Origin of the sequence: Nonomuraea sp. NPDC050786 (assembly GCF_040654115.1) — a bacterium.
Lineage (GTDB): Bacteria > Actinomycetota > Actinomycetes > Streptosporangiales > Streptosporangiaceae > Nonomuraea.
The window spans coordinates 22,693-45,827 of record NZ_JBFAHJ010000048.1 but is presented as its reverse complement, the minus strand read 5'-3'; the positions used below and the strand labels follow the sequence as shown (position 1 = coordinate 45,827).

Below are 23,135 nucleotides of genomic sequence, written 5' to 3'. Positions count from 1 at the left end.
TGCCGCCGCGCCCGGGGCCGGGTGGGAGAGATCCTCGACCGGCTGGCGTCGTACGCGAGCGCGGACGACATGGCCCCCCTGCGGCCGGTCGCCGTTCTCGCCGCCCTCGACGCGGACGAGCCGGACCTGGCCCGCGACCTGATGGCCCGCTGGGACACGGAGATCAAGGACGACGGGACCGCGGAGTCCGAGAGGTTCCTGCGCGGGCCGCGGCAAGGCGCCGAGCCGGTCAGCGGGCCGCGCCGAGGCGGTGGGCCAGGCGGTCGAGGGAGAGGTTGATCAGGATGAAGATGGCCGCGATGAGGATGGCCGCCGGGATGACGTTGGAGAAGTTGGCCGCGATCCCGTTCAGCCCCCGGTCCACCAGCTCGTCGTAGCCCACGATGAGCCCCAGCGCCGAGTCCTTCAGCAGCACCACGAACTGGCTGACGATGGCGGGCATCATGGCGCGGAACGCCTGCGGCAGCAGGATGAGCCGCATGACCTGCCCCTTGCGCATGCCGATCGCGTAAGCCGCCTCCGCCTGCCCGCGCGGCAGGCTCTGCACACCGGCCCGGATGATCTCGGCGATCACCGAGCCGTTGTAGAGGGTCAGGCCGAAGACGACGGCGGCGAAGGCCGAGATGTTCACGCCGATGAGCACGTACGAGCCGAAGAACGCGAAGAAGATCAGCAGCAGCAGCGGGACGGAGCGGAAGAACTCCACCACCGCGGCCGCCGGCACCCGGATCCACCGGTGCTCGGACAGGCGGCCGGTGGCGAACACGAGCCCGAACAGCCCCGCCAGGATCACCCCCGCCACGGCCGCGCCCAGCGTCCCGGCCAGGCCCGGCAGGATGAACGTGGCCCAGACGTCGCCGCGCAGCAGCGGCGTCCACTTCTCGGCCGTCCACTGGTCCTTCGCGTCGAACCGCACGTAGACCACGTACGCCAGCGCCAGCAGCACGAGCGCGACACCGGCCGCCAGCAGCCGGTTGCGCCGGATGCCGCGCGGGCCGGGCGTCTCGTAGAGGTTCGCGTAACTCATGCCATGACCTCCAAGGGGACCTCCAAGGGGACCTCCAAGGTGCTCATCGAGCCACCGCCATCCGCCGCGACAGCCAGCCGAACAGCAGTCCCATCGGCAGGCACAGCAGCACGAATCCGGCCGCGAAGCCGAGGAAGATCTCGATGACCTGGTCCCCGTACGTCTCGATCATCTCCCGCATCCGCACGGACGCCTCGCTCACGCCGACCACCAGCGCGATCGTGGTGTTCTTGGTCAGCGCGATGAGGATGCTGCCCAGCGGCGCCACCACGGCGCGGAACGCCTGCGGCAGCGTGATCAGCCGCAGGGTCTGGACGAAGCCCAGCCCCAGCGACCGGGCCGCCTCCGCCTGCCCGACCGGCACCGTGTTGAGCCCGGACCGCAGGGCCTCGCAGACGAACGCCGAGGTGTAGGCGGTCAGGCCGATGACGGCGAGCCAGTAGTTGTTGGTCGCGATGTCGTCCGACAGCTCGACCCCGAGGTTCGCCCCGACGCCGAGGCCGGTGAAGAGCAGCACCAGGGTGAGCGGGGTGTTGCGGGCCACGGTCACGTAGCAGTTGGCGGCGGCGCGCAGGGAGGCCAGCGGGGCCACCCGCATGGCGGCCAGCAGCGTCCCCAGCACCAGAGAGCCGAGCGCGCTGACCGCCGTCAGCCGTATCGTCATCCAGAACGCGGCGAGGATCGTCTCGCGTTCGGTCAGCAGTGCTTCCATGCGATCAGTACCGCTCGAGCTGCGGGGCCTGCGGGAGGGCGAAGCCGGAGGCGCCGACGCTGGCCTGCAGCGCCTTCGTCCAGCTGCCGTCGGAGAACATCTTCTCCAGCGCGTCGTTGACCGCCTTGCGCCCGTTCGTGTCGTCCTTCTTCAGCCCGATGCCGTACTTCTCGGTGCTGAACGGCTTGCCGACCACCTTGAGCTTGCCCGCGTGCTGCGCGGCGTAGCCGGCGAGGATGACGTTGTCGGTGGTGATGGCGTCGAGCTGGCCGCCGAGGACGCGGTCGACGCAGGCCGAGTACGTCCGCTCCTCCTGCAGCTGCACCTCCTTGGCGTACTCCGTCTTGACCTTCTGCGCCGGGGTGGAGCCGGCGACGGAGCAGAGCTTCTTGCCGTTCAGCGTCTCCGGGCCGGTCAGCGCCGCCTCGTCGGCCCTGACGAGCAGGTCCTGCCCGGCCACGAAGTACGGCCCGGCGAAGGAGACCTTCTGCTTCCTGGCGTCGGTGATCGAGTACGTGGCCACCACCATGTCCACCTGGCCCTGCTCGAGGAAGGCCTCCCGGTTGGCGGAGACCGTCTCCTTGAACGTGATGTCCTTGGCCTCGACGCCGAGCTGCTTGGCCACGTACTTGGCGACCTCGACGTCGAAGCCGGCGAAGCTGCCGTCGGGCGTGCGCAGCCCCAGCCCCGGCTGGTCGGCCTTGACGCCGATCACCAGCTTCTTGTCGTTCTTGGCCTTGTCCACGATGGAGGCGTAGCTGTCCTGGCCGCCGCCGCAGGCCGTGGCGGCGGTGGCGAGCGCGATCACCGTGAAAGTGGCGTAAAGGGATCGGCCGAACATGTTGGCTCCTTAGTGGGTGAGGATCTTGGCGAGGAAGGACTGGGCGCGTTCGCTGTTCGGGGAGCCGAAGAACGCGTCGGGGGTGTTCTGCTCGACGATCTCGCCGTCGGCCATGAAGACGACCCGGTCGGCCGCGCGCCGGGCGAAGCCCATCTCGTGCGTGACGACGACCATGGTCATGCCCTCGCGGGCCAGCGAGGTCATGACGTCGAGCACCTCGTTGACCATCTCCGGGTCGAGCGCCGAGGTGGGCTCGTCGAAGAGGATCGCCTTCGGGTCCATGGCCAGCGCGCGGGCGATGGCCACCCGCTGCTGCTGCCCGCCGGAGAGCTGAGCGGGGAACTTGGCCGCCTGACCGCCGATGCCGACCCGGTCGAGCAGCTCCTGGGCCTTGCGCTCGGCCTCCGCCTTCGGCCGCTTCAGCACGTGGACCTGCCCGAGGACGACGTTGTCCAGGACGGTCTTGTGCGCGAAGAGGTTGAACGACTGGAAGACCATGCCCACCTCGGCGCGGAGCTTGGCGAGCGCCCGCCCTTCAGCGGGCAGCGGCGTCCCGTCCAGGCTGATCGTGCCGGAGTCGATGGTCTCCAGCCGGTTGATCGCCCGGCACAGGGTCGACTTGCCCGCCCCGGACGGGCCGATGATCACCACGACCTCGCCCTGCTTGACGGTCAGGTTGACGTCCCTGAGCACGTGGTGGTCGCCGAAGCGCTTGTTGACCTGGTCCAGCACGATCAGGTCCGCGTGAGTCATGCGTCACGCTCCTTGTCTCGGTCAGCGTTGGCGTAACCGTAGGAGCCGCATGTGTCACCGAAAGGCTTATGCGCTTTCTGCTCAGCGATTGGCGGGGCGAGATTGATCAGACGTCGCGCCGGAGACGCCGATGGTGTCCTTGAAGGCGCGGTCCCACTGCCCGTCGCCCAGCCAGCGGCCGATCAGCCCGTTGAGATAGTCGCGAAAGCCGGTGTCCTGTTTGCGCACGCCCATCCCGTACGGCTCGCGCCCGAACGGCTTGCGCGTCAGCCGGAACACGTCCGGATGCTGGTCCAGCAGGCCGAGCAGGATCGTGTCGTCGGTGCTGATCGCGTCCACCCGCCCGGCCATGAGCGCCGGCACGCACACGCTGTAGGCGTCCACGATCTCCAGGTGGGCGCCGGGCGCCAGGGCGCGCAGCCGGTCGCTGGAGGTGGAGCCCTTCGCCGTGCACACGTTCTTGCCCTCCAGGTCCGCCACGCCCTCGATGGTGGTGTCGGCGATCCTGACCAGCAGGTCCTGGCCGGCGTAGTAGTACGGGTCGGTGAAGCTGACCAGCTGGGCGCGGGCCGGCGTGATGGAGTACGTGGCGATGACGACGTCCACCACGCCCTGGGCGATGAAGTTCTCGCGCTCGCGCGACACCGTCTCCACGAACCGGACGTTGCGCTCGCTGCCGGTGAGGTCCTTCGCGATGAGCCGGGCCATCTCCGCGTCGAACCCGGTGATCCGCCCGCTGTCCGGGTCCTTGTAGCCGAACATCGGCTGGTCGAACTTGATGCCCACCGTGAGGGTCCCGCGCTCCCTGATGCGCCACATCGTGGAGCCCTCGGGGAAGGGGTTGTCCGAGCCGCAGCCCGTGGGCAGGAGGCAGCAGAGCAGCGCGGCGAGCAGCACCCTGAGCGTGCTCACCGGACGCGGTACCGGTGCTGGGGACGTCCGGTCGGCCCGTACTTGGGCCGCGCCTCGAGCAGCCCGCGGTCGGCGAGATGCTCCAGGTAGCGGCGGGCGGTGGCGCGGCTGACGCCGATCATCTTGGCCAGCTCGTGCGCCGAGGCGTCCTCCTCGACGGCGGAGAGCGCGTCGAGCACCAGCTGCTCGGTCGCCGCGGAGATGCTCTTGGGCCGGGGGCCCTGGTCGAGGTGGAGCGAGCGGAAGATGCGGTCGATCTCCTGCTGCTCGACCAGGCGCTCGCCCGCCTCCAGCTGCTCGGTCGTCGCCGCGTAGCGCAGCAGCGTCTGCTCGAGCGTGCCCGCTCTGGTCGGCTTGACCAGGTAGTACAGGGCTCCGCGCTGGATGGCCGCGCGTACCGTGGCCGACTCCTTGCGTCCCGAGATCACGATGACGTCGGCGGGCGGCTGCTCGGGCCGGCGCAGCCGGTGCGCCACCTCGAGCCCCGGCATGTCCGGCAGGTGCAGGTCGAGCAGCACCAGCCGGGGCGCGAAGCGCCCGGCGGCGGCGAGCGCCGCCTGCCCGGTGTGCGCGATCCCCACCACCCTGAACCCGAGTACCCTGTTCACCTGCGCGTGCAGCGCCGCGGTGACGACCGGATCGTCGTCCACGATGAGAACGGTGATGTCCCGGGCCTCAGGCATCGCCAGCTCCTCGTCCAGGTCCAGTTATTACAAATCAGAGTGAGCTTAAGCGGGTTTTGTTACAAAAGATCGAGTTTTGCGCCTTCTGCTCACGGAGACCCGCCGCTGGTGCCCTTTCCCTCCTACCCTGTACCCGAGCGGACAGGGGGAAGGACGGACGCCGGTGAGATGGCTGCTCGCGGTGACAGCCCTGTGGGTGGTGCTCGGCCTGCTGCCCCTGGCGCTGCTGACCTCCTCCAGCATCTCGCTGTCGGAGCGGGCCGTCAGCGACGAGGTCACCGACCGGGTCAGGACGACCGCCTCGGTGAGCCGGGTCGTGGTGGAGCAGCAGATGGGCTCGCTCGAACAGCTCGTCACCGCGTTCGCGCAGCGGCAGAGCGTGCGTGACACCGTCGCGCACGCCACCGTCGGCGCCATGCGCGACCACCTCGCCGAGCTCAAGCAGATGCGCGACGGCGTCAGCGGCCTGATCCTGGTCTCGTCCGAAGGACGCATGCTGGGCGCCGAGCCCAAGACCGTGCTGCCCCAGGACATCAGCGCCACCGACTGGTACCGCGCGGTGCGCGACCGGCGGGCGGCACACGTGTCGCAGGCGTACACGCCGACGATGGTCGGCGTGTCCAGGGCCGTCGCGGTGGCCGCGCCGATCCTCAGCGCCGACGGCAAGCGCATGCTCGGCATCCTCGCCGTCGTCTACAGCCTCGACGCCATCCAGGACTTCGCCAAGGAGGCCGCCGAGGCGCAGGACATCCGCCTGCTCATCACCGACCGGGCCGGCGTGCTCGTCGCCGACCCCGACAGGAAGCTGCTCGCGCTCACCTCCCTGCGCGAGGACCCGCGCGTGGACGCCGCGCTCGCCGGGCGCACCTGGAACGGCGAGTTCCACGGCATCGACGGCACCGTGCTGTCGGCCTCGGAGCCGATACCCGGCATCGGCTGGACGGTCACCGCCGAGGTCTCCGCCGACAAGGCACTCGCCTCGGCGCAGCAGCTCAGGGCGAACGTGATGACCGTCGCGGCGCTGCTGGCGCTGCTCATCCTCATCGGCCTGGCCCTGCAGATCCACACGACGCGCGGCCGCCGCAGGGCGCAGGTCACGCTGGCCAGGTACGCGTCCGAGCTGGCCGCCGCCCGGGATGACGCGGTCAGCGCCTCCAGCGCGAAGTCCGAGTTCCTGGCCAAGATCAGCCATGAGATCCGCACCCCGATCAACGGCGTGCTGGGCATGAACTCCCTGCTCATGGGCACCCGGCTGGACGACGAGCAGCGCCACTACGCCACCACCGCCCAGGAGTCGGCGCAGAACGTGCTGCGCCTGCTCGACGACTTCCTCGACCTGTCCAGGATCGAGGCGGGCCACCTCCAGGTGGACGAGGCGCCGTTCGACCTGGCCAGGCTCTGCGACGAGGTGGTGGCGCCGTTCGCGCCGCACGCGTACGAGCAGGGGCTCTGGCTCACGCTGCGGCTCGACGAGGACGTGCCGCGGCAGGTGTCGGGGGATCCGGCGCGGCTGCGCCAGATCCTCACGAACCTGGTGGGCAACGCGCTGAAGTTCACCGTTCAGGGCGGCGTCGACCTGCACGTCGCGCTCGAGGAGGGCGCGCCGGGCGACCCGCGCGCGGTGCTCAGGTTCGCGGTGGCCGACACCGGGATCGGGGTCGGTCCCGACGACCGGGAGAAGGTGTTCGGCGTCTTCCGCCAGGTCGACTCGCCGATCACGCGCAGGACCGGCGGGAGCGGCCTGGGACTGGCCATCGGCCGGCAGCTCACCGAGCTCATGGGCGGGGAGATCGGGCTGGACAGCGTGGAGGGCGTGGGCAGCCGCTTCTGGGTGCGCCTGCCCATGGACGTCCTGACCTGGCCCGGCCAGTCGCCCTCTGAGCCGTCGGTGGAGGCCCTGCAGGGGCGGCGCGCGCTGGTCGCCGACCCGCGGCCGGAGGACCGCGCGCTCGCCGTGCACGCGCTGGCCGGCGCGGGGCTCGAGGTGGAGGAGAGCAGGGACGGGGAGAGCACTCTCGCGCTGCTGCGTGCCGCCGCGGCGGACGGGCGGCCGTACGAGCTGGCGGTCGTGGCCCTCGACCTCGGCGCCGACGCCGAGTCGATCGCGCACGTAATCCTCACCGAGCCGATGTTCCAGGCCACCAGCGTCATCGTGGTCGTCACGCCCGGACGCTCGGGCTTCGCCTGGCCGGGCGCCGCGGGGGAGCGCGCCGTGCAGTCGATCACCCGGCCGCTCAGCCGCCGCCGCCTGCTCGCCGCCGTGGAGAACGCCCTGGGCACCGCCGAGTGCCCCGGCGAGCCGCGCGAGCGGACGGAGATCGCGGCGCAGGGCGCCCGGATCCTGGTGGCGGAGGACGACGAGGTCAGCCGCCAGGTGGCGATGCTCATGCTGCGGCAGGCCGGGCACGAGGTCGAGGTGGTGGAGGACGGCGAGCAGGCCGTGCGCGCCGTGCTGGGCGGCGGCTACGACCTGGTCTTCATGGACTGTCAGCTGCCCGTGCTCGACGGCCTGGCGGCCACCGAGGAGATCAGGCGGCGCGAGGAGACGCACACCCCGATCATCGCGATGACCGCGGCGGCGATGCCGGACGACCGGATCCGCTGCCTGGAGGCCGGGATGGACGACCACCTGGCCAAGCCCGTGGACTGGGCGCGGGTGCTGGGCAGGATCCCGGAGTGGGCGGCGTACGCCGGGCTTCCGCCCGAACTGGCGGGCCTGTCGCCGGAGGCGCTCACGGACGTGGCGGAGGCGTATCTCGCCACCGCGACGCGGACGTTGGAGGAACTGCGCGAGGCGGCCCGGAACGGCGACACGGCGGAGGTGGCCGCGCTCGCGCACCGGCTCAGGGGGAGCTGCGCGACCGTCGGGGCCGTGCGGGAGGCCGAGCTGTGTCAGCGCGTCGAGGATCTGGCGCGTACGGGGGCCGTCGAGCGGGAGCCGCTCGATGAACTGGGCGAACTTCTCAAAGCCACGCCCTCGTGGATGAACGTCCCGTAGCACTACATTAACGTCCGGGAAATTTGTCCGCGTTACTGTCTCATTGTTTATGGTCATGATCGTTTGTTGTGATTGGAGGGTTGATGGCTGATTCATCCGGTGAGCCCAGCCCTACGGGCACCCCAGGCCCCACGCCCCCCGCGAACCCGACGGGCTCGCCGACTCCGACGGCCTCGCCGAGCCCGACGGCGACGAGTGGCCCCACTCCCACGCCCACGGAATCGCCCAGCCCGACGGGCACGCCGACGCCCAGCCCGACCTTCTCGGGCACCCCTTCGCCCACGTGGTCCGGCTCCCCTTCGCCGTACCCGTATCCATACCCGTACCCCAGCCCTTTCCCGGAGCCGCAGCCCACGCCCACGCCGGGCACCCCCGGCAGCGCCGGCGGCCAGGTCCAGATCGACTGGGCGTCGATCCGCGGCCTGGCCGGGCTCTTCGACGACATCGGCGACGACGTTGTAGCGCTCCACCGCGGCTCCACCTCGCTGGCCACCACCTCCGACCTGGTCGGCGGGGACGACGACGGGCGCGCGTTCGCCGAGTGGTACAGCGACGGCTACGACTCGCTCACCGACGCCATGAAGCGCATCGCCGACAGGAACTTCAGCTCTGCGGGCAACTTCCGGGACCTGGAGAAGCTCTGGGCCTGGCTGGAGACGGAGATCATCAACACGCTGCCCAGCATCCCCGACGTCGGTGAGGCGCCGATCCCGCAGGCGCCGCCGCTCAAGGAAGGCGCCTGATGTTCGATCCCTTCCAGGCGCTGGCCTGGTTCGCCGACGTCCACGTGCCGGTGGCCGACGTGAGCAACCTCCGGGCGCGGGCCAAGGCGCTGCGTGAATTCGCCGCGTCCATAGAGAAGATCGCCCACCAGACCGACCTCGGCGTCGCCGAGGTACGCAAGGCGAACGACAGCCGCTCCGTGGACCGCTTCGCGGACGTGTGGCCGATGGAGCTCGCCCCCCGCTACGCGGCGCTCCAGGAGGAGCTGCTGGACCTGGCGGCGGGCTGCGAGAAGTACGCGCACGCCGTGGACGAGCACCGCGAACAGCTCAAGTGGATCGGCACGGCGCTCGCCGCCATGGCCTTCACGATGATGTTCGGCTTCGTCTACCCGGCGGCCAGGATCGCGGCCGAGAGGGCGTTCAACTGGCTGGTGGCCAGGGCCAGGCTGGAGCGCACGCTCTTCCAGAAGATCACCAAGATGATCCTGGAGATGCATATGGGCAAGCGCCGCGTCGGCAACTACCTCGTCCGGGAGGGGCTCGACGCGCTGGCGGACTCCGTCCTGTGGACCGCGCTCAAGACCGGCGTGCACGCGGGCAGCTCCGCGGCCACCGGGCAGCCGATGGGCAACCTCTGGGAGTACGCGGGCAAGCACTTCGTCGCCGAGATGGCCTACAACGGCGGCATCAAGTCGCTGAGCGACGTGCGCAAGTTCTTCCCCGCCACGAAGGTCACCGACACGTTGCTGGGTTCGGGCCCGGCGGGCAAGTTCTTCCGCCGCACCCTGTCGGCCGCCACCATTTACCCCCTCGTCACGAGTGGCTCGCTGACGGAACAGGGCGCGCTCCGCTCGGCGCTGGCGCACGCGCCCCGGGCATTCATCTTCAAGCGCTGATCGAGTGAGTAAGGAACAGCCATGACGACACCTCATACCGGTGACCCGGAAATCGATCGCGCTCTGGCCGAGATGGCAGCGCAGACGGCTCGCTTCGAGGAGGTGAGCCGCCGGCTGGAGGAGACCAGGGGGCGCGGGCAGAGCGCCGGCGGCCAGGTGGTCGTCGAGCTCAGGCACACCGGCTCGCTGGCCGCGCTGCGCATCGACCCCCGCGCGATGCGGCTGGGCTCGCAGGCGCTGGCGGACGCCATCGTCGAGGCGTTCCGGCTGGCGGAGGAGGACGTGACCGGCCAGTCGTACGACCTGGCCAAGACCATGTTCGACACCTGACGTCCCTCCCGTCCGTCCCACCGGCGGCGCCAACGCCTGCAGCCGCCCGTCCGTCCCACCGGCGGGCGCCAACGCCTGCAGCCCCCGTCTCCCGTGCCAGGCCGGTGCCCGACGCGGCGTCTGGCCGGCCGAGCCGGTGTCCGTCACCGACCCCACGACGGCGCCAACGCGGTGCTCGCGGCGATCGGCGCCGTCCGACCGGTGTCATAAGCGTTGGGGGGTCAGTTGCAGGAGCAGTCGCAACAGTCACAGGAATCGCAGCAGTCACAACAGTCGCAGCAACCAGAGCAGTCGGGGCAGTCCAGATCTCGCAGGAAGCAGGGCTTGTCGCCGCGATGGCGGCCCTCCTCGCTGCTCCACCATCCGGGCCGCCACAGGCCGCAGGTCACCAGCGTCGCGACGGCCGCCGCCGACGTGGCGAGCCGGCTGGGACGCACCTGCGGCCCCCGGAACGCCCGCTCCACCGCCCGGCGCACCTCGGTGCCGAGCAGCGCGTCCACCAGGTGGCGCTCCTCCAGCTCCACCTCCCGCATGGCCAGGGCGAGACCGTGCGTGGCGTCGTCGCACAGCCGCCGCGCCTCCCGCTCCGTGGTGCCCGTCGCCGTGAGCGGGTTGAACGCGCCCCGCTCGGCGTCCGCGGCCCGGTCCTCCACGGCGTCCAGCAGATGCGCGATCCGGCCGAAGAACCTGCCCGCCTCGGCCAGCGCGGCGGCGTTGCCCGGACGCCCGGCGAGGAGCGCCGTGTGCGCGAACGCCGCCGCCACCGCCTCCTCCGTGGGCGCGGTCAGCTCCAGCACGCCCACCCGGGACGTGGCGCGGCGTTCCAGGTCGAGCTGCCGGTCCACGGTGGCCGTCAGCACGGTCGTGGAGAACCCCACCTCGGCCCCGAGCCGCGCCCCGGCCGCCTCCCACCGCGCCGCCAGCCGCCGCCGGACCGCAGCCGTGCCGAGGGCGGCGTCGCCGTCGGCCACGTGGTCGCGGAGCTTGCCCGCGCCCAGCACCAGCGAGACCGCCGCCGCCAGCCGCGCCCCGGACGCCCGCGCGTCCACCACCTCGGCGCCGCGGAACCCGCGCAGCGCGCACGGCCCGGCCGTCCGGCGGGGTGCGGACGAGGGGAGCTGGGCCTCGGTGAGCACCGAGATGATCAGCGTGTCGTAGTTGGTGGCCAGCCGCGCCGCGTGCCCCTGCCCGTCCCGCAACGTCAGGCACAGACCGCACAAATGGGCCCGCCACGCCGCACGCAACGACGGGCACCCGTGCTCCCCGCAGGGACGAATGATGCCGAACACGGGGAAATCGTACGGGCACCTGTCCGGCCTCGCCTCTTACGGTTTCCCGCCATCGAAGTCGGCGGCCCGCCCCCATACCCACCGGCCCGGCCGCCGCCTAGCGTGATCCGGCGTGATCAGTCTGAGGGGTTTGAGCAAGCGGTACGGCGACCGCCTCGCGGTGGACGACCTGTCGCTGGAGCTGAGGCCGGGCACGGTGACCGGGTTCCTCGGCCCGAACGGGGCGGGCAAGTCGACGACGATGCGCCTGATACTCGGCCTCGACCGCCCCACCTCCGGCGCCGCGCTGATCGGCGGCGTGCCGTACCACCAGATCAGGAACCCGCTGCGCACGGTCGGCGCGCTCCTCGACGCCCGCGCGCTCCATCCGGGCCGCAGCGGCCGCGCGCACCTGGCGGCGCTGGCCCGGAGCAACGGCATCCCCCGGCGGCGGGTGAGCGAGGTGCTGGAGACGGTCGGCATGGCCGGGGCCGCGCGCAAGCGCGCCGGGGCGCTGTCGCTCGGCATGAGCCAGCGGCTCGGGATCGCGGCGGCGCTGCTGGGGGAACCTGAGGTGGTGATGTTCGACGAGCCGGTCAACGGCCTGGACCCGGACGGGGTGCGCTGGGTGCGCGGGCTCATGCGGTCGCTGGCCGAGGAGGGCAGGACGGTGTTCGTCTCCAGCCACCTCATGACCGAGATGCAGCTCACCGCCGACCACCTCGTCGTGATCGGCAAGGGCCGTCTCATCGCGGACGCGCCGCTCTCCGAGGTCATCGCGGGCAGCTCCCTGACGTCCGTGCTCGTCCGCACCCCGCACGCGGGAGATCTCGCGGTACGGCTGCGCGCCGCCGGGATCGCGGTGCAGCGGTACGGCGAGAACGAACTCGAGGCCACCGGCGCGGCCCTCGAAACGGTCGGCGACCTGGCGTACGAGGCCGGCATCCGGCTGCACGAGCTGCGGACCAGAGAGGCCTCGCTCGAACAGGCCTACCAGGAGCTGACGGCGGGAAGCGTCGAGTACGGGGCGGGATCATGAAGACGTTGTGGCAGGCGGCCGGGGCCGAGTGGACGAAGCTGTGGTCGGTCAGGTCAACGTGGTGGTGCCTGGCCTGCGCGGTGGCGCTCATGGTGCTGACGGCGCTCATGCTGGGCGGCGCGGCCGCCACCGACGCCCTGCGTGCAGGCCGGACCGGGGTGCGGGTGACGGCGAGCGAGCCGGTGGTGTCGGCGACCTCGTTCGTCCAGTTCGCACTGGTGGCACTGGCGATGCTGGCGATCACCTCGGAGTACTCGTCCGGGACCGTCCGGACCACGCTGCAGGCCACGCCCGTCCGAGGGATGGTGCTCGCGGCGAAGGCGCTGGTGGTGGCGCCCGTGATGATGGTGGCCGGAGTGCTGTCGGGCGCCGTGGCGACGGCGGCCGTCCGCGTCGTGCTCTCCGGCGACCTGTTCGGCGGGCTCGTCGTGCTGCCGGTCGGCGAGGTCGTCACCGACCTGCTCGGGGTGGGGGTGTTCTTCGCGCTGGTGTCGGTGATGACGATCGGCGTCGGCGCCGCGATGCGCAGCGCGGCGGGCACGCTGACCGTGGTGTTCATGCTGCTCATGGGCCTGCCGCTGATGCTGATGATGACCGGGAGCCAGGTGGCGCTGGACGCCTCCATGCGGATGCCGATGTTCGCCGGGCTCGCCTTCATGGGGAGCACCGAGAACCTGACCGGCGGGCCGATCCCGTACCCGGCGGGGGAGGGCCTGGCCTGGCTGCTCGTCTGGACGACGGCGGCCGTGGCGGCCGGCTACGCGGTCCTGCGCCGCCGCGACGCGTAGCGTGGCGCGCGCAGCGAGCGGGTCCCGCCTAGACTTCACGCCCATGTCAGGTAGCAGGCTCGCCCGGGTGCTGGCCGGAGTCGCGCTGGGAATGGCCCTCGGCCTCGTCGAGCTGGCCTTCCTGTGCGTGGCGTGGATCGGCCGGCTGCTCCCCGCGGCCCGGCCGGTCGTCGAGGCCGCGCGCGGGAAGCTGATGGCGGCCGAGCGGGCCAGGCTGTCGAGGTGGCTCGGGCACGAGACGACGCGCCAGGACGGCGGCTACGGCTTCCTCGTCGCGCGCGCCGCACTCGGCGTCCTGAGCGGGTACGGGTGCGCGGCGGGCCTGTTCGTCGGCGGGCTGCTGCTCTTCGGCGGGCTGTGGGATCTGGCGTGGGGCCGGATGGAGCCGGTGCCCGTGAACTTGCCCGGCGTGAAGATCGTCACCAGCAGCGGGGTGCTCGGCCTGACCGGCGGCGCCGTGCTCCTCGCCCTGGTCGCCCTCATGGCCCTGGCCGTCGGATCACTCGAACGGCGGCTGGCCGACCGCTTCCTCGGCCCCGGCAGCCACGAGCTGATGCGCAGGCGGATCGCCGAGCTGACCGCCACCCGCTCCGGCATCGTCAGAGCCGTCGACGACGAGCGGCGCAGGATCGAACGCGACCTCCACGACGGCGTGCAGCAGCGCGGTGTCGCGCTCGCCATGCTGCTCGGCCGCGCCCGGCACAGCTCCGACACGGAGACGACCGCCGGGCTGATCAGCCAGGCGTACACCGAGTCGCGCCGGCTCCTCGACGAGCTGCGCAGCGTGGCCTGGCGCATCTATCCGACCGCGCTCGACGAACTGGGGCTGCGCGCCGCGCTCGCGGGCGTCGCGGAACGGTCGGGCGTGCCGGTGACCGTACACTACGGGCTGGCCGAGCGGCCCGTGTCCGAGGTCGAGACCGCGCTCTACTTCGTCGCCCGCGAGGCGATCACCAACGCGATCAAGCACGCCGGGGCGCGTGACATCCTGGTCGTGTTGACGGAGGACGAGCGGGCGGTGGGCGTGGCCATCTCAGACGACGGCGAGGGCGGGGCCGACCCCTCGGGCGGCGGGCTGTCGGGGCTGGCCCGGCGCGTCCTGGCGCTCGACGGGGAGTTCGCGGTGCACAGTCCGCGGGGCGGCCCCACCAAGATCACCGCCACGCTCCCGAAGATCCCGCCCGGCGGCTTTCCCGGAGCGACGTCCGGGACGGCCTCTGGGGCGGCCTCCGGCACGGCGTCCGGGGCGTCCTCCGGCACTACGTCTGGGGCGGCGTCGGGGACCGTGCCCGGAGCGGCTTTCGGGACGGCGTCCGGGGCGGCGTCCGGAACGGCCGCCGAGGCGGCGCGGCTTGACGCCTCCGGGACGGAGGCGGGCCCGTGCGGGTGATCCTGGCCGACGACTCCGTGCTGCTGCGCGAAGGGCTCACCCGCCTGCTCGACGACGCGGGCCACGAGGTCGTCGAGGCCGTCGGCGACGCCCCCGCGCTGCTCGCCGCCGTCGGGCGCCACCGCCCCGACGTGGCCGTGATCGACGTACGCATGCCGCCCGGCCACAAGGACGACGGCCTCCGGGCGGCCCTGGAGATCCGCGACCGCCATCCCGGCGTCGGCGTGCTCGTCCTGTCCCAGTACGTCGAGCAGCACTACGCGGCCAGGCTCCTGGCCGGCTCCCCGCGCGGCCTCGGCTACCTGCTCAAGGACCGGGTCTCGGAGGTGGCCGACTTCCTCGACTCGCTCGAACGCGTACGCGCGGGCGGCACCGCGTTCGATCCCGAGGTGGTGCGGCAGCTCCTGGCCCGCACCACCCACGCCGATCCACTGAGCAGGCTGAGCCCGCGCGAGGGCGAGGTGCTGCGCCACCTCGCCCAGGGCTTCGTGAACGCGGCCATCGCCGACCGCCTCCACGTCTCCCTCAGCACGGTCGAGAAGCACGTCAACGCCATCGTCGAAAAGCTCGACCTGCCCCACGACCCCGACTACAGCCGCCGCGTCCTGGCGATCCTCCGCTACCTGGACACGTGACCGGCCGCGCGGTGCGGGCTCCTCACTCGCGCCGGTCGAACGGCGACACGACGGTGCCCTCGGTGATCAGCCGGTCCATCGTCTGGCGGATCGCCTTCGCGTCGTTCAGGTGCGGGAACGGCTCTCCGTCGGGGACGTCCACGCCCAGGAACCGGCAGAGCGGCTCCCACCCTTCGCGCACGTCGAACACCAGCAGCCGCTCCGCGGGCAGGCTCTCCTTGACGGTGGCCACATGCCGCTCGAACGCCGCCACCGCCACGTCCTCGTCGGGCAGCCCCTCCCTGAGGCTCCCATGGCCGTCGAACACGGACCGGCTGATCAGCTCGAGCACCGGGCCGAGCCGCTTCATCCCGTCGAACACGGCCGCCGCCGCCTCCGGCATGTCCTCCGGGAGCTGCCTTCCCGGGCCGCTGGCGGCGAGCGCTTGCATGCTCACGTACCAGTCGTGCGGGTCGCGTACGGTCAGGACGACCTTTGCCTCCGGGTACGCCTTCGCCTGCTCCCGCCAGAAGAAGGACGCGGGCCAGTCCTGCGTGGAGCGGAAGCCGTCGAAGACCTCCTCCCAGTCCACCTGCCCGCCGGTGGCCAGGGGCAGCCACCTGTCGACGCGGGCGGGGTTGGTGAGGATGTCGAACATGTGGTGGCACGGCCCGAACCCGAGTCGTTCCAGTGCCGCTTTCATCGAGGTGGTCCCGGTACGCGGGAATCCCGCGCCGATCACCGTTAACACTGACTGCCTCCATGGGGTGATTGGCTGGCATCTTCGATGCTGACCCGCGACGGCGGTCCCCGCAATCGCAGCTCCCGTCGTCATGGGGCGCATCCCGGTGGGACCCTACGCCCGGCCGGGCGCGAGCGCGCAGCTAGATCGCCATGTGGGCCAGCCAGTGCTCCAGCAGCGCGCGGTCGCCGGTGACCGTCACCCGGTCGTCGTCGAGGGGGAGTCGGCGGTTGCACACCAGCATGACGTACGCGACGGCCCCCGACAGCACCACATCGGCCTCCACCGGCCCGTGCTCCCACCACATCCCCTCGGGCGACCTGATGATCACCCACCCGTCCCCCTGACGGGGTTGCAGCCCGAGCCGCTCACCGTTGCCGCGCAGCTCGACCAGCTGCGGCTTGAGCGCCTCCGCGCCGGGGGACACCAGCATCTCCAGCCCCTCGACGATCACGTCGGCCGCGAGATCGTCGGCGATCCCGAACCCGCCGCCCGTCGTGACCGCCGCGTCGTAATGGTGGACGGCGGTGTCGTTCAGCATCCTGCGCAGCCAGAACGCCGCGGGCCGCGGCCCCAGGAACGTCCAGACCTCGGTGTCCGCGCCGGCCTCCTGGACGGCGCCGATCAGCTCCTCGGCGCCGTCGCGCAGCCACGCCGCCCACCTGTCCGGAGCGCCGGGAGCGGCCTGCCGCGGGTCCGGCACGGGCTGCGGCTCGCCCTTGCGCAGCACCTCGGCCGCGTACCGATGGGCCTGCCCGATGTGTCCCACGAGCGTACGCAACGGCCAATCCGGACAGGTGGGCACCCGCGCGCCGGGGTCCCCTCCGGCGGCCGCCCGGGCGAACCCCGCGGTCTGCTCGCGCAGCCCCTCGGCCAGCCGCGCGGTGTCCAGTGTCGTCATGACGAATCTCCTCTCGATCACGTACGCCGGTACCGTAGAAACTCCAGTCCAGTGGAGGTGCAAGTGCCTTTACGTGACGAGACGCTTGGGATCGGAGACCTGGCGGCGCTGACCGGCGTACCGGTGCGGACCATCCGCTTCTACTGCGATGAGGGCATCATCGAGTCGGTGCGCAGCGCGGGCGGGCACCGCAGGTTCGGCCGGGCGGCCGTGGAGCGGCTCGGCCTGGTCAGGCGGCTGCGTGGGCTCGGGCTCGGCCTGCCCGCCATCACCGCCGTGCTCAACGGCGAGCGTTCCATGGCCGAAGCCGTCGCGGCCGAGCGGGCGGCGCTCGACGTACGGCTCGCGGACCTCGCGTGGCGGCGCGCCTCGCTGCGGGCGGTCGAGGAGGCGAGCCCCGCCGAGCGGGGCGCCCGGCTGGACCTGCTGGCCGCCGTGGAGGACGGCTGCGCGGCCCGCGACGCGCTGATCGACTTCTGGCGGCGCACGATGGTGGCGCAGGTCGCGGAGGAGATGTTCACCGGGTTCGTCGCCATGGCCGTGCCCGAGCCACCCGTCGATCCGACGCCGTCGCAGGTGGTCGCGTACGCCGAGCTGGTCACCCTGGTCGCCGACCGGTCCCTGCTGCGCGGCCTGCTGGCCAGGGGGCGGGTCAACGTCGAGCTGATCGCCGACGAGAACGAGCTGATGTACGGGATCGCCGAGGCGTGCGGCATGGTCGAGCCCATGGTGAAGGCGGGCGAGCCGCCCAGGTCAGGTCCGGAGCTCGATCGGTTCGTGGCGGCGCACGCCTCGGTGCGGGGGAGGGGTGACACCCCGGAGTTCCGGCGTGAGCTGCTGGCGAACGCGGTGCCCGACCGGGATCCGCGGATGCGGCGGTACTGGCGGCTCGTGGGGGAGGTCAGCGGTGAGACGGCCACGCTGGGCTCGACGCACCTGTGGCTGACAGACTCACTCGAACGCTGGCTCCGTACCGACCATTGAGCCACCCCGGCCGCCATCCGTAACATGCGACGCGATCGGACGAAACAAGGATTTCCTAATCTCCGGACATGGCGGACATCTTCGACAAATACGTCATGGCCGAAGCATGGGACGAGATGTTCGAGCGGGCGGGCGTCCCCCGCCCCCAGTACCAGGCGCTCTTCGCCGCTCTCCAGCCGCTGGGGGTGCGCGAGCTGCGGTCCAGGGCAGACCAGCTCGCCAGGATGTTCACCGACCGGGGCGTCACCTTCGACTATGCGGGCGTCGAGCGGCCCTTCCCGCTCGACCTGATCCCGCGGATCATCGACGCCGCCGAATGGGACCTCGTGACACGCGGCGTGCGCCAGCGGATCCGCGCGCTGGAGGCGTTCCTGGACGACGTGTACGGCGGGCACCAGGTCTTCCACGACGGCGTGGTTCCCTGGCGGCTGCTGCACTCCAGCCCTCACTACCACCGGGAGGCGCACGGCTGGCGCCCGCCGAACGGCGTCCGCGTGCACGTAGGCGGCACCGACCTGATCCGCGACGAGCGCGGCGCGCTGCACGTGCTGGAGGACAACGTCCGCACGCCCAGCGGCGTCAGCTACGTGCTGGAGAACCGGCTCGCCATGACGCGCACGCTGCCGACGCTGTTCTCGGAGCAGTTCGTGCGTCCGGTCGAGGAGTACCCGGCCAGGCTGCTGGCCGCGTTACGCGCCGCCGCCCCCGCCGGGGTGTCCGATCCCACCGTGGTCCTGCTCACGCCCGGCGTCTACAACGCCGCCTATTTCGAGCACGCGCTGCTGGCCCGCCTCATGGGGGTGGAACTGGTCGAGGGCCGCGACCTGGTCTGCGAGGGCAACCGCCTCTACATGGTCACCACGTACGGCCGCCGTCCCGTCCACGTCGTCTACCGCAGGGTCGACGACGACTACCTCGACCCGCTGCACTTCCGCGGCGACTCCGTGCTCGGCTGCCCCGGACTGGTGAACGCCGCGCGCCTGGGCAACGTCACGATCGCCAACGGCGTGGGCAACGGGGTGGCCGACGACAAGCTCGTCTACACGTACGTGCCCGACCTGATCGGCTACTACCTGGGCGAGTCGCCGCTGCTGCCGAACGTGGAGACGTACCGGCTGGACGATCCCGACGTACGCGACGACGTGCTGGCCCGCGCCGGCGAGCTGGTGCTGAAGCCCGTGGACGGGGCCGGCGGCAAGGGCATCGTGATCGGGCCCGTCGCCACGGACGAGCAGCTGGCGGTGGTGCGGCGGGCCGTACGCGACGACCCGCGCGGGTGGATCGCCCAGCGGCCGGTACTGCTGTCCACCTCACCCACCCTGATCGGCGAGTGGCCCGTGCCGCGCCACATCGACCTGCGGCCCTTCGCCGTGAACGACGGCGAGGACGTGTGGCTGCTGCCCGGCGGGCTGACCCGGGTGGCGCTGCCGGAAGGGGAGCTGGTGGTCAACTCCAGCAGGGGAGGCGGGTCCAAGGACACCTGGGTGCTCGGCGAGACCCCGGCCGCGGCCATCCCCGCCGCCGTCGCGCCGCCCGCCGCGCAGTGGAGCCCGAGCCGCACGGCCGCATGGGAGGACGAGCAGTGACTTCTTGGGAGGCTATGCCGTGACACGACCGCTCCTGAGCCGGATCGCCGAGACCCTCTACTGGATCGGAAGGTACGTCGAGCGCGCCGACGACACCGCCAGACTCCTCGACGTGTCCGTGCACCGCATGCTTGACGAGCCCGAGACCTGCCGCTCCATCTTCGCGGTCCTCGGCCTGAGCCCGGTCGCCTCCGTCAGCGCGCCCGCCGTGATCCGGCGCCTGGCCTACGACCTGGACGAGCCGGCCTCGATCGCTGCCTCCATCCAGTCGGCCAGGGACAGCGCGAGAGGCGTGCGCGAGGTGCTGGCCAGCGAGGTGTGGGAGTGCCTGAACGTCACCTGGCACCACCTGTCCGCGCTGGAATCGCAGCCGCCGCACGCTTACCTGTCGTTCGTACGTGAGCGGGCCGCGCTGTTCTTCGGGCTCGCGGACACGTCCATGAGCAGAGACGACTGCTGGCGCTTCATCGTGCTCGGCCGCAGCCTGGAGCGTGTGGACATGACCACGAGGCTTCTCGCCGTCCACCTGGACAGCGACTGGCGGCTGCTGCTGCAGGCCAGCGGAGCGGACGAGTCGTTCACCAGGACGCACGGGGCGAGGGACGGCGAGGTGCTGGAGTTCCTGCTGCTCGACCGGCTGTTCCCGCGCTCGGTCGTCTACTCGCTGCTGACCGCCGAGAAGTGCCTGCGGGCCCTGGCCCCCGACACGACCAGGGCCGGCGTGGCCGACTCGGCGCAGGCGGCGATCGGGCGGGTGCGCGCCGGGCTCGAGTACGCCGACCTGAACGAGCTGCGCGACCGGCTGCCCGAGCTCCTCGGCATCCTCCAGGAGGCGTGCGCGGCGGCGGGAGAGGCGATCGCGAAGCGGTTCTTCCAGCACAGGGAGGCAATGGCATGGGTTGGCGCTTGAGGATCTCCCACGTGACGCGGATGGAGTACGACGGGGAGGCGCATTCGTCCTACAACGAGGTACGGATGACGCCCGCGCACAACGTCCTGTCCAGCCGCGTCGTCGTCAGGCCTGCCACGACGGTCCAGACATACGAGGATTACTGGGGGACTACGGTCTCGGCGTTCGACGTGACGGAGCCGCACCGGTCGCTGACCATCGAGGCGGTCAGCAGGGTGGAGACGTCCGGTCCGCGTCGGCCCCGGATGGCCGTGACGGAGCCGGATCCCTCGATGTACGAGCTGCTTCGTCATACCCCGATGACGGCCGTGAACGAGGAGCTGGTGGAGCTGGCCAGGACGCAGGCGTCCGGTCGCGATCCGCACGAGAGCGCTGAGGCGATCTGCGAGGTGGTGGCTGCGCGGGTGGCGTACATGCCGGGCTCGACCGGCGTGCGCACCTCCGCGCAGGAGGCGTGGGACCTGGGGCAGGGCGTCTGCCAGGACATGGCGCACCTGACCGCCGCGCTGCTGCGCGCGGCCGGGCTGCCCGCCCGCTACGTCTCCGGCTACCTGCACCCGCGGCCCGACGCCGAGATCGGGGAGCCGGTGGAGGGGCAGAGTCACGCGTGGGTGGAGTACTGGGCGGGGGAATGGCTGCCGCTCGACCCCACCAACCGGTCGCCCGTCGGCGAGGCGCACGTGGTGGTGGCCAGGGGCCGGGACTATTCGGACGTGCCGCCGCTCAAGGGCGTCTACCAGGGGCCACCGGAGAGCCACCAGGAGATCACGGTGACCGTCACCCGCCTGTAGGCGCCTGTATGCGAGCGGGTGAGCGCCGGCGTATGAGCACCGCCGCGATCGCCAGCAGCAACCAGGCCGAGGTCAGGGCGATGAGCGAAGTCCAGCCCGCGTGCCCGTACACGATGCTGCCCACCGTGCCGCCCGCGCCGCTGCCCAGGTAGTAGCAGAGGGTGTAGACGCCGGCGGCGCGGCCACGGGCGTGCGGCGCGGCCTCGGCGGTGACCCAGGCGTTCGCGATGGCGTGCGCGGCGAAGAACCCGGCGGTCAGCACGGCGAAGCCGGCCGCCACGAGGGGGAGCGACGTGGAGAGGGTGAGCACGGAGCCCGCCGCCGTCACGAGCAGCGCCGCGACCAGCGCCTTGGAACGACCGAGACGGCCAGCCACGCGTCCGGCGGCGGCCGAGGAGGCGGTGCCCATGGCGTAGGAGAGGAAGACGAGGGAGGCGGCGGCGGGGGTGAGGGAGAGGGGAGGGGAGGTCAGGCGGAACCCGGCGGCGTTGTAGAGCGCGACGAACGCCCCCATGGCCAGCGCGCCCACGGCGAAGGGAGCGACCAGCCCGGCCCCCAGCCGCCTCCCCGCGCCGTCCTTCTGACCGGTCACGCCTTCAGCAGTGCGCTCAGCCATGGGATCGGTGGGCTGAGGGAGAGTCCGTGCCGCGTACAGGGCGCACAACCCGGACACTCCCGCCACCGTCAGCAACGCGCCGTGCCACCCCATCGGCCCGGCGGCGAACCCTGCGCCGAGCCGCCCCAGCATCCCGCCGACCGAGTTGCCCGCGATCATCGCTCCCACCGCGCCGGCGAGCCGCACCGTACCCACCACGTCGGCCAGGTACGCCGCCGCGACCCCGGCGAACCCCGCGATCGCCACTCCCTGGACCGCCCGCATCACCAGCAGCACCGGGAAGGACGGCGCCAGCGGCAGCAGCAGCCCGATCGCCGCGGAGAGCACCACGGACCAGAGGATCACCCGCCGCCGCCCCACCAGTCCGGCCAGCCATGCCAGCGGGAGGACCGCCACGGCCAGCGACCCCGTCGCCACGCCGATGGCCAGCGAAGCGCTGCCCGGATCCAGCTGGAACGCCGCGGCGAGCTGCGGGAGCACGGGCTGCGGTGCGTACAGGAGCGCGAAGGACGACACGCCGGCCGCAGCCACAGCGGCACTGACCCGCCGCGTGTCGGGAACCGGAGGAGCGTCGACGACCACCACGTTTGCCACGCTAAGCCAGGCTAATAAATACGTCTAATACGCGAACGAGCGATAATTCATACCATGACGGATGAATCGGATGATGAGCTGGCCGCGCGCCTGGCCCCCGCCCTGGCCATCCTGGCTGCCGTGGGTGAGACGGGACACGTGACGCGCGCCGCCGAACTCCTCGGCATCCCCCAGCCCACGGCCAGCCGCCGCCTCGCCGCCCTGGCGGACCTGATCGGCGCTCCGCTCGTGGTCCCCTCGGGCCGCGGCATCCGCCTCACCAGGGCGGGCCGCACCCTGGCCGCCGCCTCCACCCGCGCGCTGATCACGATGGCCGCCGCCGCCCGTGAGGTCCGTGAGGAGATCGACCCGGCCACCGGCCGTGTCGTCCTGGGCTTCCTCCACCTCCTGGGCCGCGCGCTCGTGCCGTCCCTCATCCGCGGCTTCCGCGAGCGCCACCCGGGCGTCCGCTTCAGCCTGGTCCAGGGCTCGCGCCAGGACATGCTCGACGCGCTCCGCGAGGGCGCGATCGACCTGGTGTTCGCCGCCCCCATGCCCCTGGACGACCCCGAGCTGGCCGGCACCCCGCTCGCCGACCAGGAGCTGGTGCTGTCCGTGCCGCCGTCCCACCGCTTCGCCCACCGGGCGCGGGTACGGGCGGCCGAGCTGGTGGGGGAGGAGCTGGTGACGTTGGAGCACGGGTACGGCCTGCGCCAGATCACCGACGACTTGTGCGCGGCGGCGGGGTTCGAGCCGAGGATCGCGTTCGAGGGGCAGGAGTCGGAGACCGTACGGGGGCTCGTGGCGGCGGGGCTCGGCGTGGCGATCCTGCCCCGCTCGGAGTCCGCCTCGGGCGTGGTGGAGATACCGCTGTCCCCGCCGGTGTTCAGGACGATCGGGGTGATCTGGTCGAAGGAGGCGCGGCTGACGCCGGCCGTACGAGCCTTCAGAGATCACGCCCGCTCGGGATCCACCGACCTCGGCCCCGGTTTCCGCCCCGCGTAACTCACCCATAACTTCGTACAGCAATCAGGAGAAGACTGGGACTTTGGGTGA

The 23,135-nt window shown here is 71.9% G+C and carries 24 protein-coding genes; 14 read left to right on the top strand and 10 right to left on the bottom strand.

Annotated elements, in window-relative coordinates; genetic code table 11:
- The first annotated feature begins 21 nt into the window (after positions 1–21).
- Positions 22–279, top strand: a complete 258-nt coding sequence (locus AB0H84_RS49985) for a hypothetical protein (protein WP_357620892.1) — start codon at positions 22–24, stop codon at positions 277–279.
- Here the strand turns inward: AB0H84_RS49985 and AB0H84_RS49980 are convergent.
- From AB0H84_RS49980 to AB0H84_RS49955, 6 genes are all read right to left on the bottom strand, one after another.
- On the bottom strand, positions 230–1,027 hold the full coding sequence (locus AB0H84_RS49980; RefSeq protein WP_357620890.1) for an amino acid ABC transporter permease: 798 nt from the start codon (positions 1,025–1,027) through the stop codon (positions 230–232). The two genes, AB0H84_RS49985 and AB0H84_RS49980, sit on opposite strands and share 50 nt — an antisense overlap.
- A gap of 43 nt (positions 1,028–1,070) precedes the next feature.
- Positions 1,071–1,739: an amino acid ABC transporter permease gene (locus AB0H84_RS49975; protein ID WP_357620888.1), complete on the bottom strand. Its 669-nt coding sequence runs from the start codon at positions 1,737–1,739 to the stop codon at positions 1,071–1,073.
- Positions 1,740–1,743: 4 nt separating this feature from the next.
- Positions 1,744–2,580, bottom strand: a complete 837-nt coding sequence (locus AB0H84_RS49970) for a glutamate ABC transporter substrate-binding protein (RefSeq protein WP_357620886.1) — start codon at positions 2,578–2,580, stop codon at positions 1,744–1,746.
- A gap of 9 nt (positions 2,581–2,589) precedes the next feature.
- Positions 2,590–3,333 carry an amino acid ABC transporter ATP-binding protein gene (locus AB0H84_RS49965; protein WP_357620884.1) on the bottom strand — a complete coding sequence of 248 codons (744 nt, stop codon included), beginning with the start codon at positions 3,331–3,333 and terminating at the stop codon, positions 2,590–2,592.
- Positions 3,334–3,414: 81 nt separating this feature from the next.
- Positions 3,415–4,245, bottom strand: a complete 831-nt coding sequence (locus AB0H84_RS49960) for a glutamate ABC transporter substrate-binding protein (RefSeq protein WP_357620882.1) — start codon at positions 4,243–4,245, stop codon at positions 3,415–3,417.
- Positions 4,242–4,928 carry a response regulator gene (locus tag AB0H84_RS49955; RefSeq protein ID WP_357620881.1) on the bottom strand — a complete coding sequence of 229 codons (687 nt, stop codon included), beginning with the start codon at positions 4,926–4,928 and terminating at the stop codon, positions 4,242–4,244. Before AB0H84_RS49955 ends, AB0H84_RS49960 begins: the two co-directional genes overlap by 4 nt.
- A 163-nt stretch (positions 4,929–5,091) precedes the next feature.
- On the opposite strand from AB0H84_RS49955, the gene AB0H84_RS49950 reads away from it, so the two are divergent.
- The 4 genes from AB0H84_RS49950 to AB0H84_RS49935 all read left to right on the top strand — a co-directional run bounded on the left by AB0H84_RS49950 (position 5,092) and on the right by AB0H84_RS49935 (position 9,877).
- Complete coding sequence (locus AB0H84_RS49950; RefSeq protein WP_357620879.1) at positions 5,092–7,926, top strand: response regulator; 2,835 nt, start codon at positions 5,092–5,094, stop codon at positions 7,924–7,926.
- Positions 7,927–8,009: 83 nt separating this feature from the next.
- Positions 8,010–8,669 carry a hypothetical protein gene (locus AB0H84_RS49945; RefSeq protein WP_357620877.1) on the top strand — a complete coding sequence of 220 codons (660 nt, stop codon included), beginning with the start codon at positions 8,010–8,012 and terminating at the stop codon, positions 8,667–8,669.
- Entirely contained in the window at positions 8,669–9,547 is an 879-nt protein-coding gene (locus tag AB0H84_RS49940; protein ID WP_357620875.1) for a hypothetical protein, read from the top strand. The genes AB0H84_RS49945 and AB0H84_RS49940 overlap by 1 nt, the downstream gene beginning before the upstream one ends.
- Before the next feature lie 21 nt (positions 9,548–9,568).
- The gene (locus AB0H84_RS49935; protein ID WP_357620873.1) at positions 9,569–9,877 is read left to right on the top strand and encodes a YbaB/EbfC family nucleoid-associated protein; all 309 of its coding nucleotides are present in this window, start codon (positions 9,569–9,571) and stop codon (positions 9,875–9,877) included.
- A 221-nt stretch (positions 9,878–10,098) separates the two neighbouring features.
- Here AB0H84_RS49935 and AB0H84_RS49930 read toward each other — a convergent pair whose 3' ends face one another.
- On the bottom strand, positions 10,099–11,166 hold the full coding sequence (locus AB0H84_RS49930; protein ID WP_357620871.1) for a DUF5685 family protein: 1,068 nt from the start codon (positions 11,164–11,166) through the stop codon (positions 10,099–10,101).
- 112 nt (positions 11,167–11,278) lie between these two features.
- Between AB0H84_RS49930 and AB0H84_RS49925 the strand changes: the two genes are divergently transcribed.
- Genes AB0H84_RS49925 through AB0H84_RS49910 form a run of 4 tightly spaced genes read left to right on the top strand, consistent with a single transcriptional unit; the run spans position 11,279 to position 14,997 of the window.
- Positions 11,279–12,184 carry an ATP-binding cassette domain-containing protein gene (locus tag AB0H84_RS49925; protein WP_357620869.1) on the top strand — a complete coding sequence of 302 codons (906 nt, stop codon included), beginning with the start codon at positions 11,279–11,281 and terminating at the stop codon, positions 12,182–12,184.
- Positions 12,181–12,972, top strand: a complete 792-nt coding sequence (locus AB0H84_RS49920; RefSeq protein ID WP_357620867.1) for an ABC transporter permease — start codon at positions 12,181–12,183, stop codon at positions 12,970–12,972. The genes AB0H84_RS49925 and AB0H84_RS49920 overlap by 4 nt, the downstream gene beginning before the upstream one ends.
- 43 nt (positions 12,973–13,015) lie before the next feature.
- A complete protein-coding gene (locus AB0H84_RS49915) occupies positions 13,016–14,362 on the top strand; it encodes a histidine kinase (protein WP_357620865.1) in 1,347 nt (448 codons plus the stop codon).
- Complete coding sequence (locus AB0H84_RS49910) at positions 14,353–14,997, top strand: response regulator transcription factor (protein WP_357620863.1); 645 nt, start codon at positions 14,353–14,355, stop codon at positions 14,995–14,997. The genes AB0H84_RS49915 and AB0H84_RS49910 overlap by 10 nt, the downstream gene beginning before the upstream one ends.
- Before the next feature lie 22 nt (positions 14,998–15,019).
- On the opposite strand, the gene AB0H84_RS49905 is transcribed toward AB0H84_RS49910, so the two are convergent.
- Both AB0H84_RS49905 and AB0H84_RS49900 read right to left on the bottom strand, forming a co-directional pair.
- Positions 15,020–15,727, bottom strand: a complete 708-nt coding sequence (locus AB0H84_RS49905; protein WP_357620861.1) for a sulfotransferase family protein — start codon at positions 15,725–15,727, stop codon at positions 15,020–15,022.
- Positions 15,728–15,860: 133 nt separating this feature from the next.
- Positions 15,861–16,619 carry a maleylpyruvate isomerase family mycothiol-dependent enzyme gene (locus AB0H84_RS49900; protein ID WP_357620859.1) on the bottom strand — a complete coding sequence of 253 codons (759 nt, stop codon included), beginning with the start codon at positions 16,617–16,619 and terminating at the stop codon, positions 15,861–15,863.
- Positions 16,620–16,682: 63 nt separating this feature from the next.
- Here AB0H84_RS49900 and AB0H84_RS49895 point away from each other — a divergent pair, with 63 nt between their 5' ends.
- The 4 genes from AB0H84_RS49895 to AB0H84_RS49880 all read left to right on the top strand — a co-directional run bounded on the left by AB0H84_RS49895 (position 16,683) and on the right by AB0H84_RS49880 (position 20,890).
- Positions 16,683–17,603: a MerR family transcriptional regulator gene (locus tag AB0H84_RS49895; protein WP_357620857.1), complete on the top strand. Its 921-nt coding sequence runs from the start codon at positions 16,683–16,685 to the stop codon at positions 17,601–17,603.
- 68 nt (positions 17,604–17,671) lie between these two features.
- Positions 17,672–19,189, top strand: coding sequence for a circularly permuted type 2 ATP-grasp protein (locus AB0H84_RS49890; RefSeq protein WP_357620855.1), 1,518 nt, complete (start codon positions 17,672–17,674; stop codon positions 19,187–19,189).
- A gap of 19 nt (positions 19,190–19,208) precedes the next feature.
- Complete coding sequence (locus tag AB0H84_RS49885; RefSeq protein ID WP_357620854.1) at positions 19,209–20,099, top strand: alpha-E domain-containing protein; 891 nt, start codon at positions 19,209–19,211, stop codon at positions 20,097–20,099.
- A complete protein-coding gene (locus AB0H84_RS49880; RefSeq protein ID WP_357620852.1) occupies positions 20,084–20,890 on the top strand; it encodes a transglutaminase family protein in 807 nt (268 codons plus the stop codon). Before AB0H84_RS49885 ends, AB0H84_RS49880 begins: the two co-directional genes overlap by 16 nt.
- Here AB0H84_RS49880 and AB0H84_RS49875 read toward each other — a convergent pair.
- The gene (locus tag AB0H84_RS49875) at positions 20,877–22,100 is read right to left on the bottom strand and encodes an MFS transporter (protein WP_357620850.1); all 1,224 of its coding nucleotides are present in this window, start codon (positions 22,098–22,100) and stop codon (positions 20,877–20,879) included. The genes AB0H84_RS49880 and AB0H84_RS49875 overlap by 14 nt on opposite strands.
- Positions 22,101–22,154: 54 nt before the next feature.
- Here AB0H84_RS49875 and AB0H84_RS49870 point away from each other — a divergent pair, with 54 nt between their 5' ends.
- A complete protein-coding gene (locus AB0H84_RS49870) occupies positions 22,155–23,084 on the top strand; it encodes a LysR family transcriptional regulator (protein ID WP_357620848.1) in 930 nt (309 codons plus the stop codon).
- Positions 23,085–23,135: the final 51 nt, after the last annotated feature.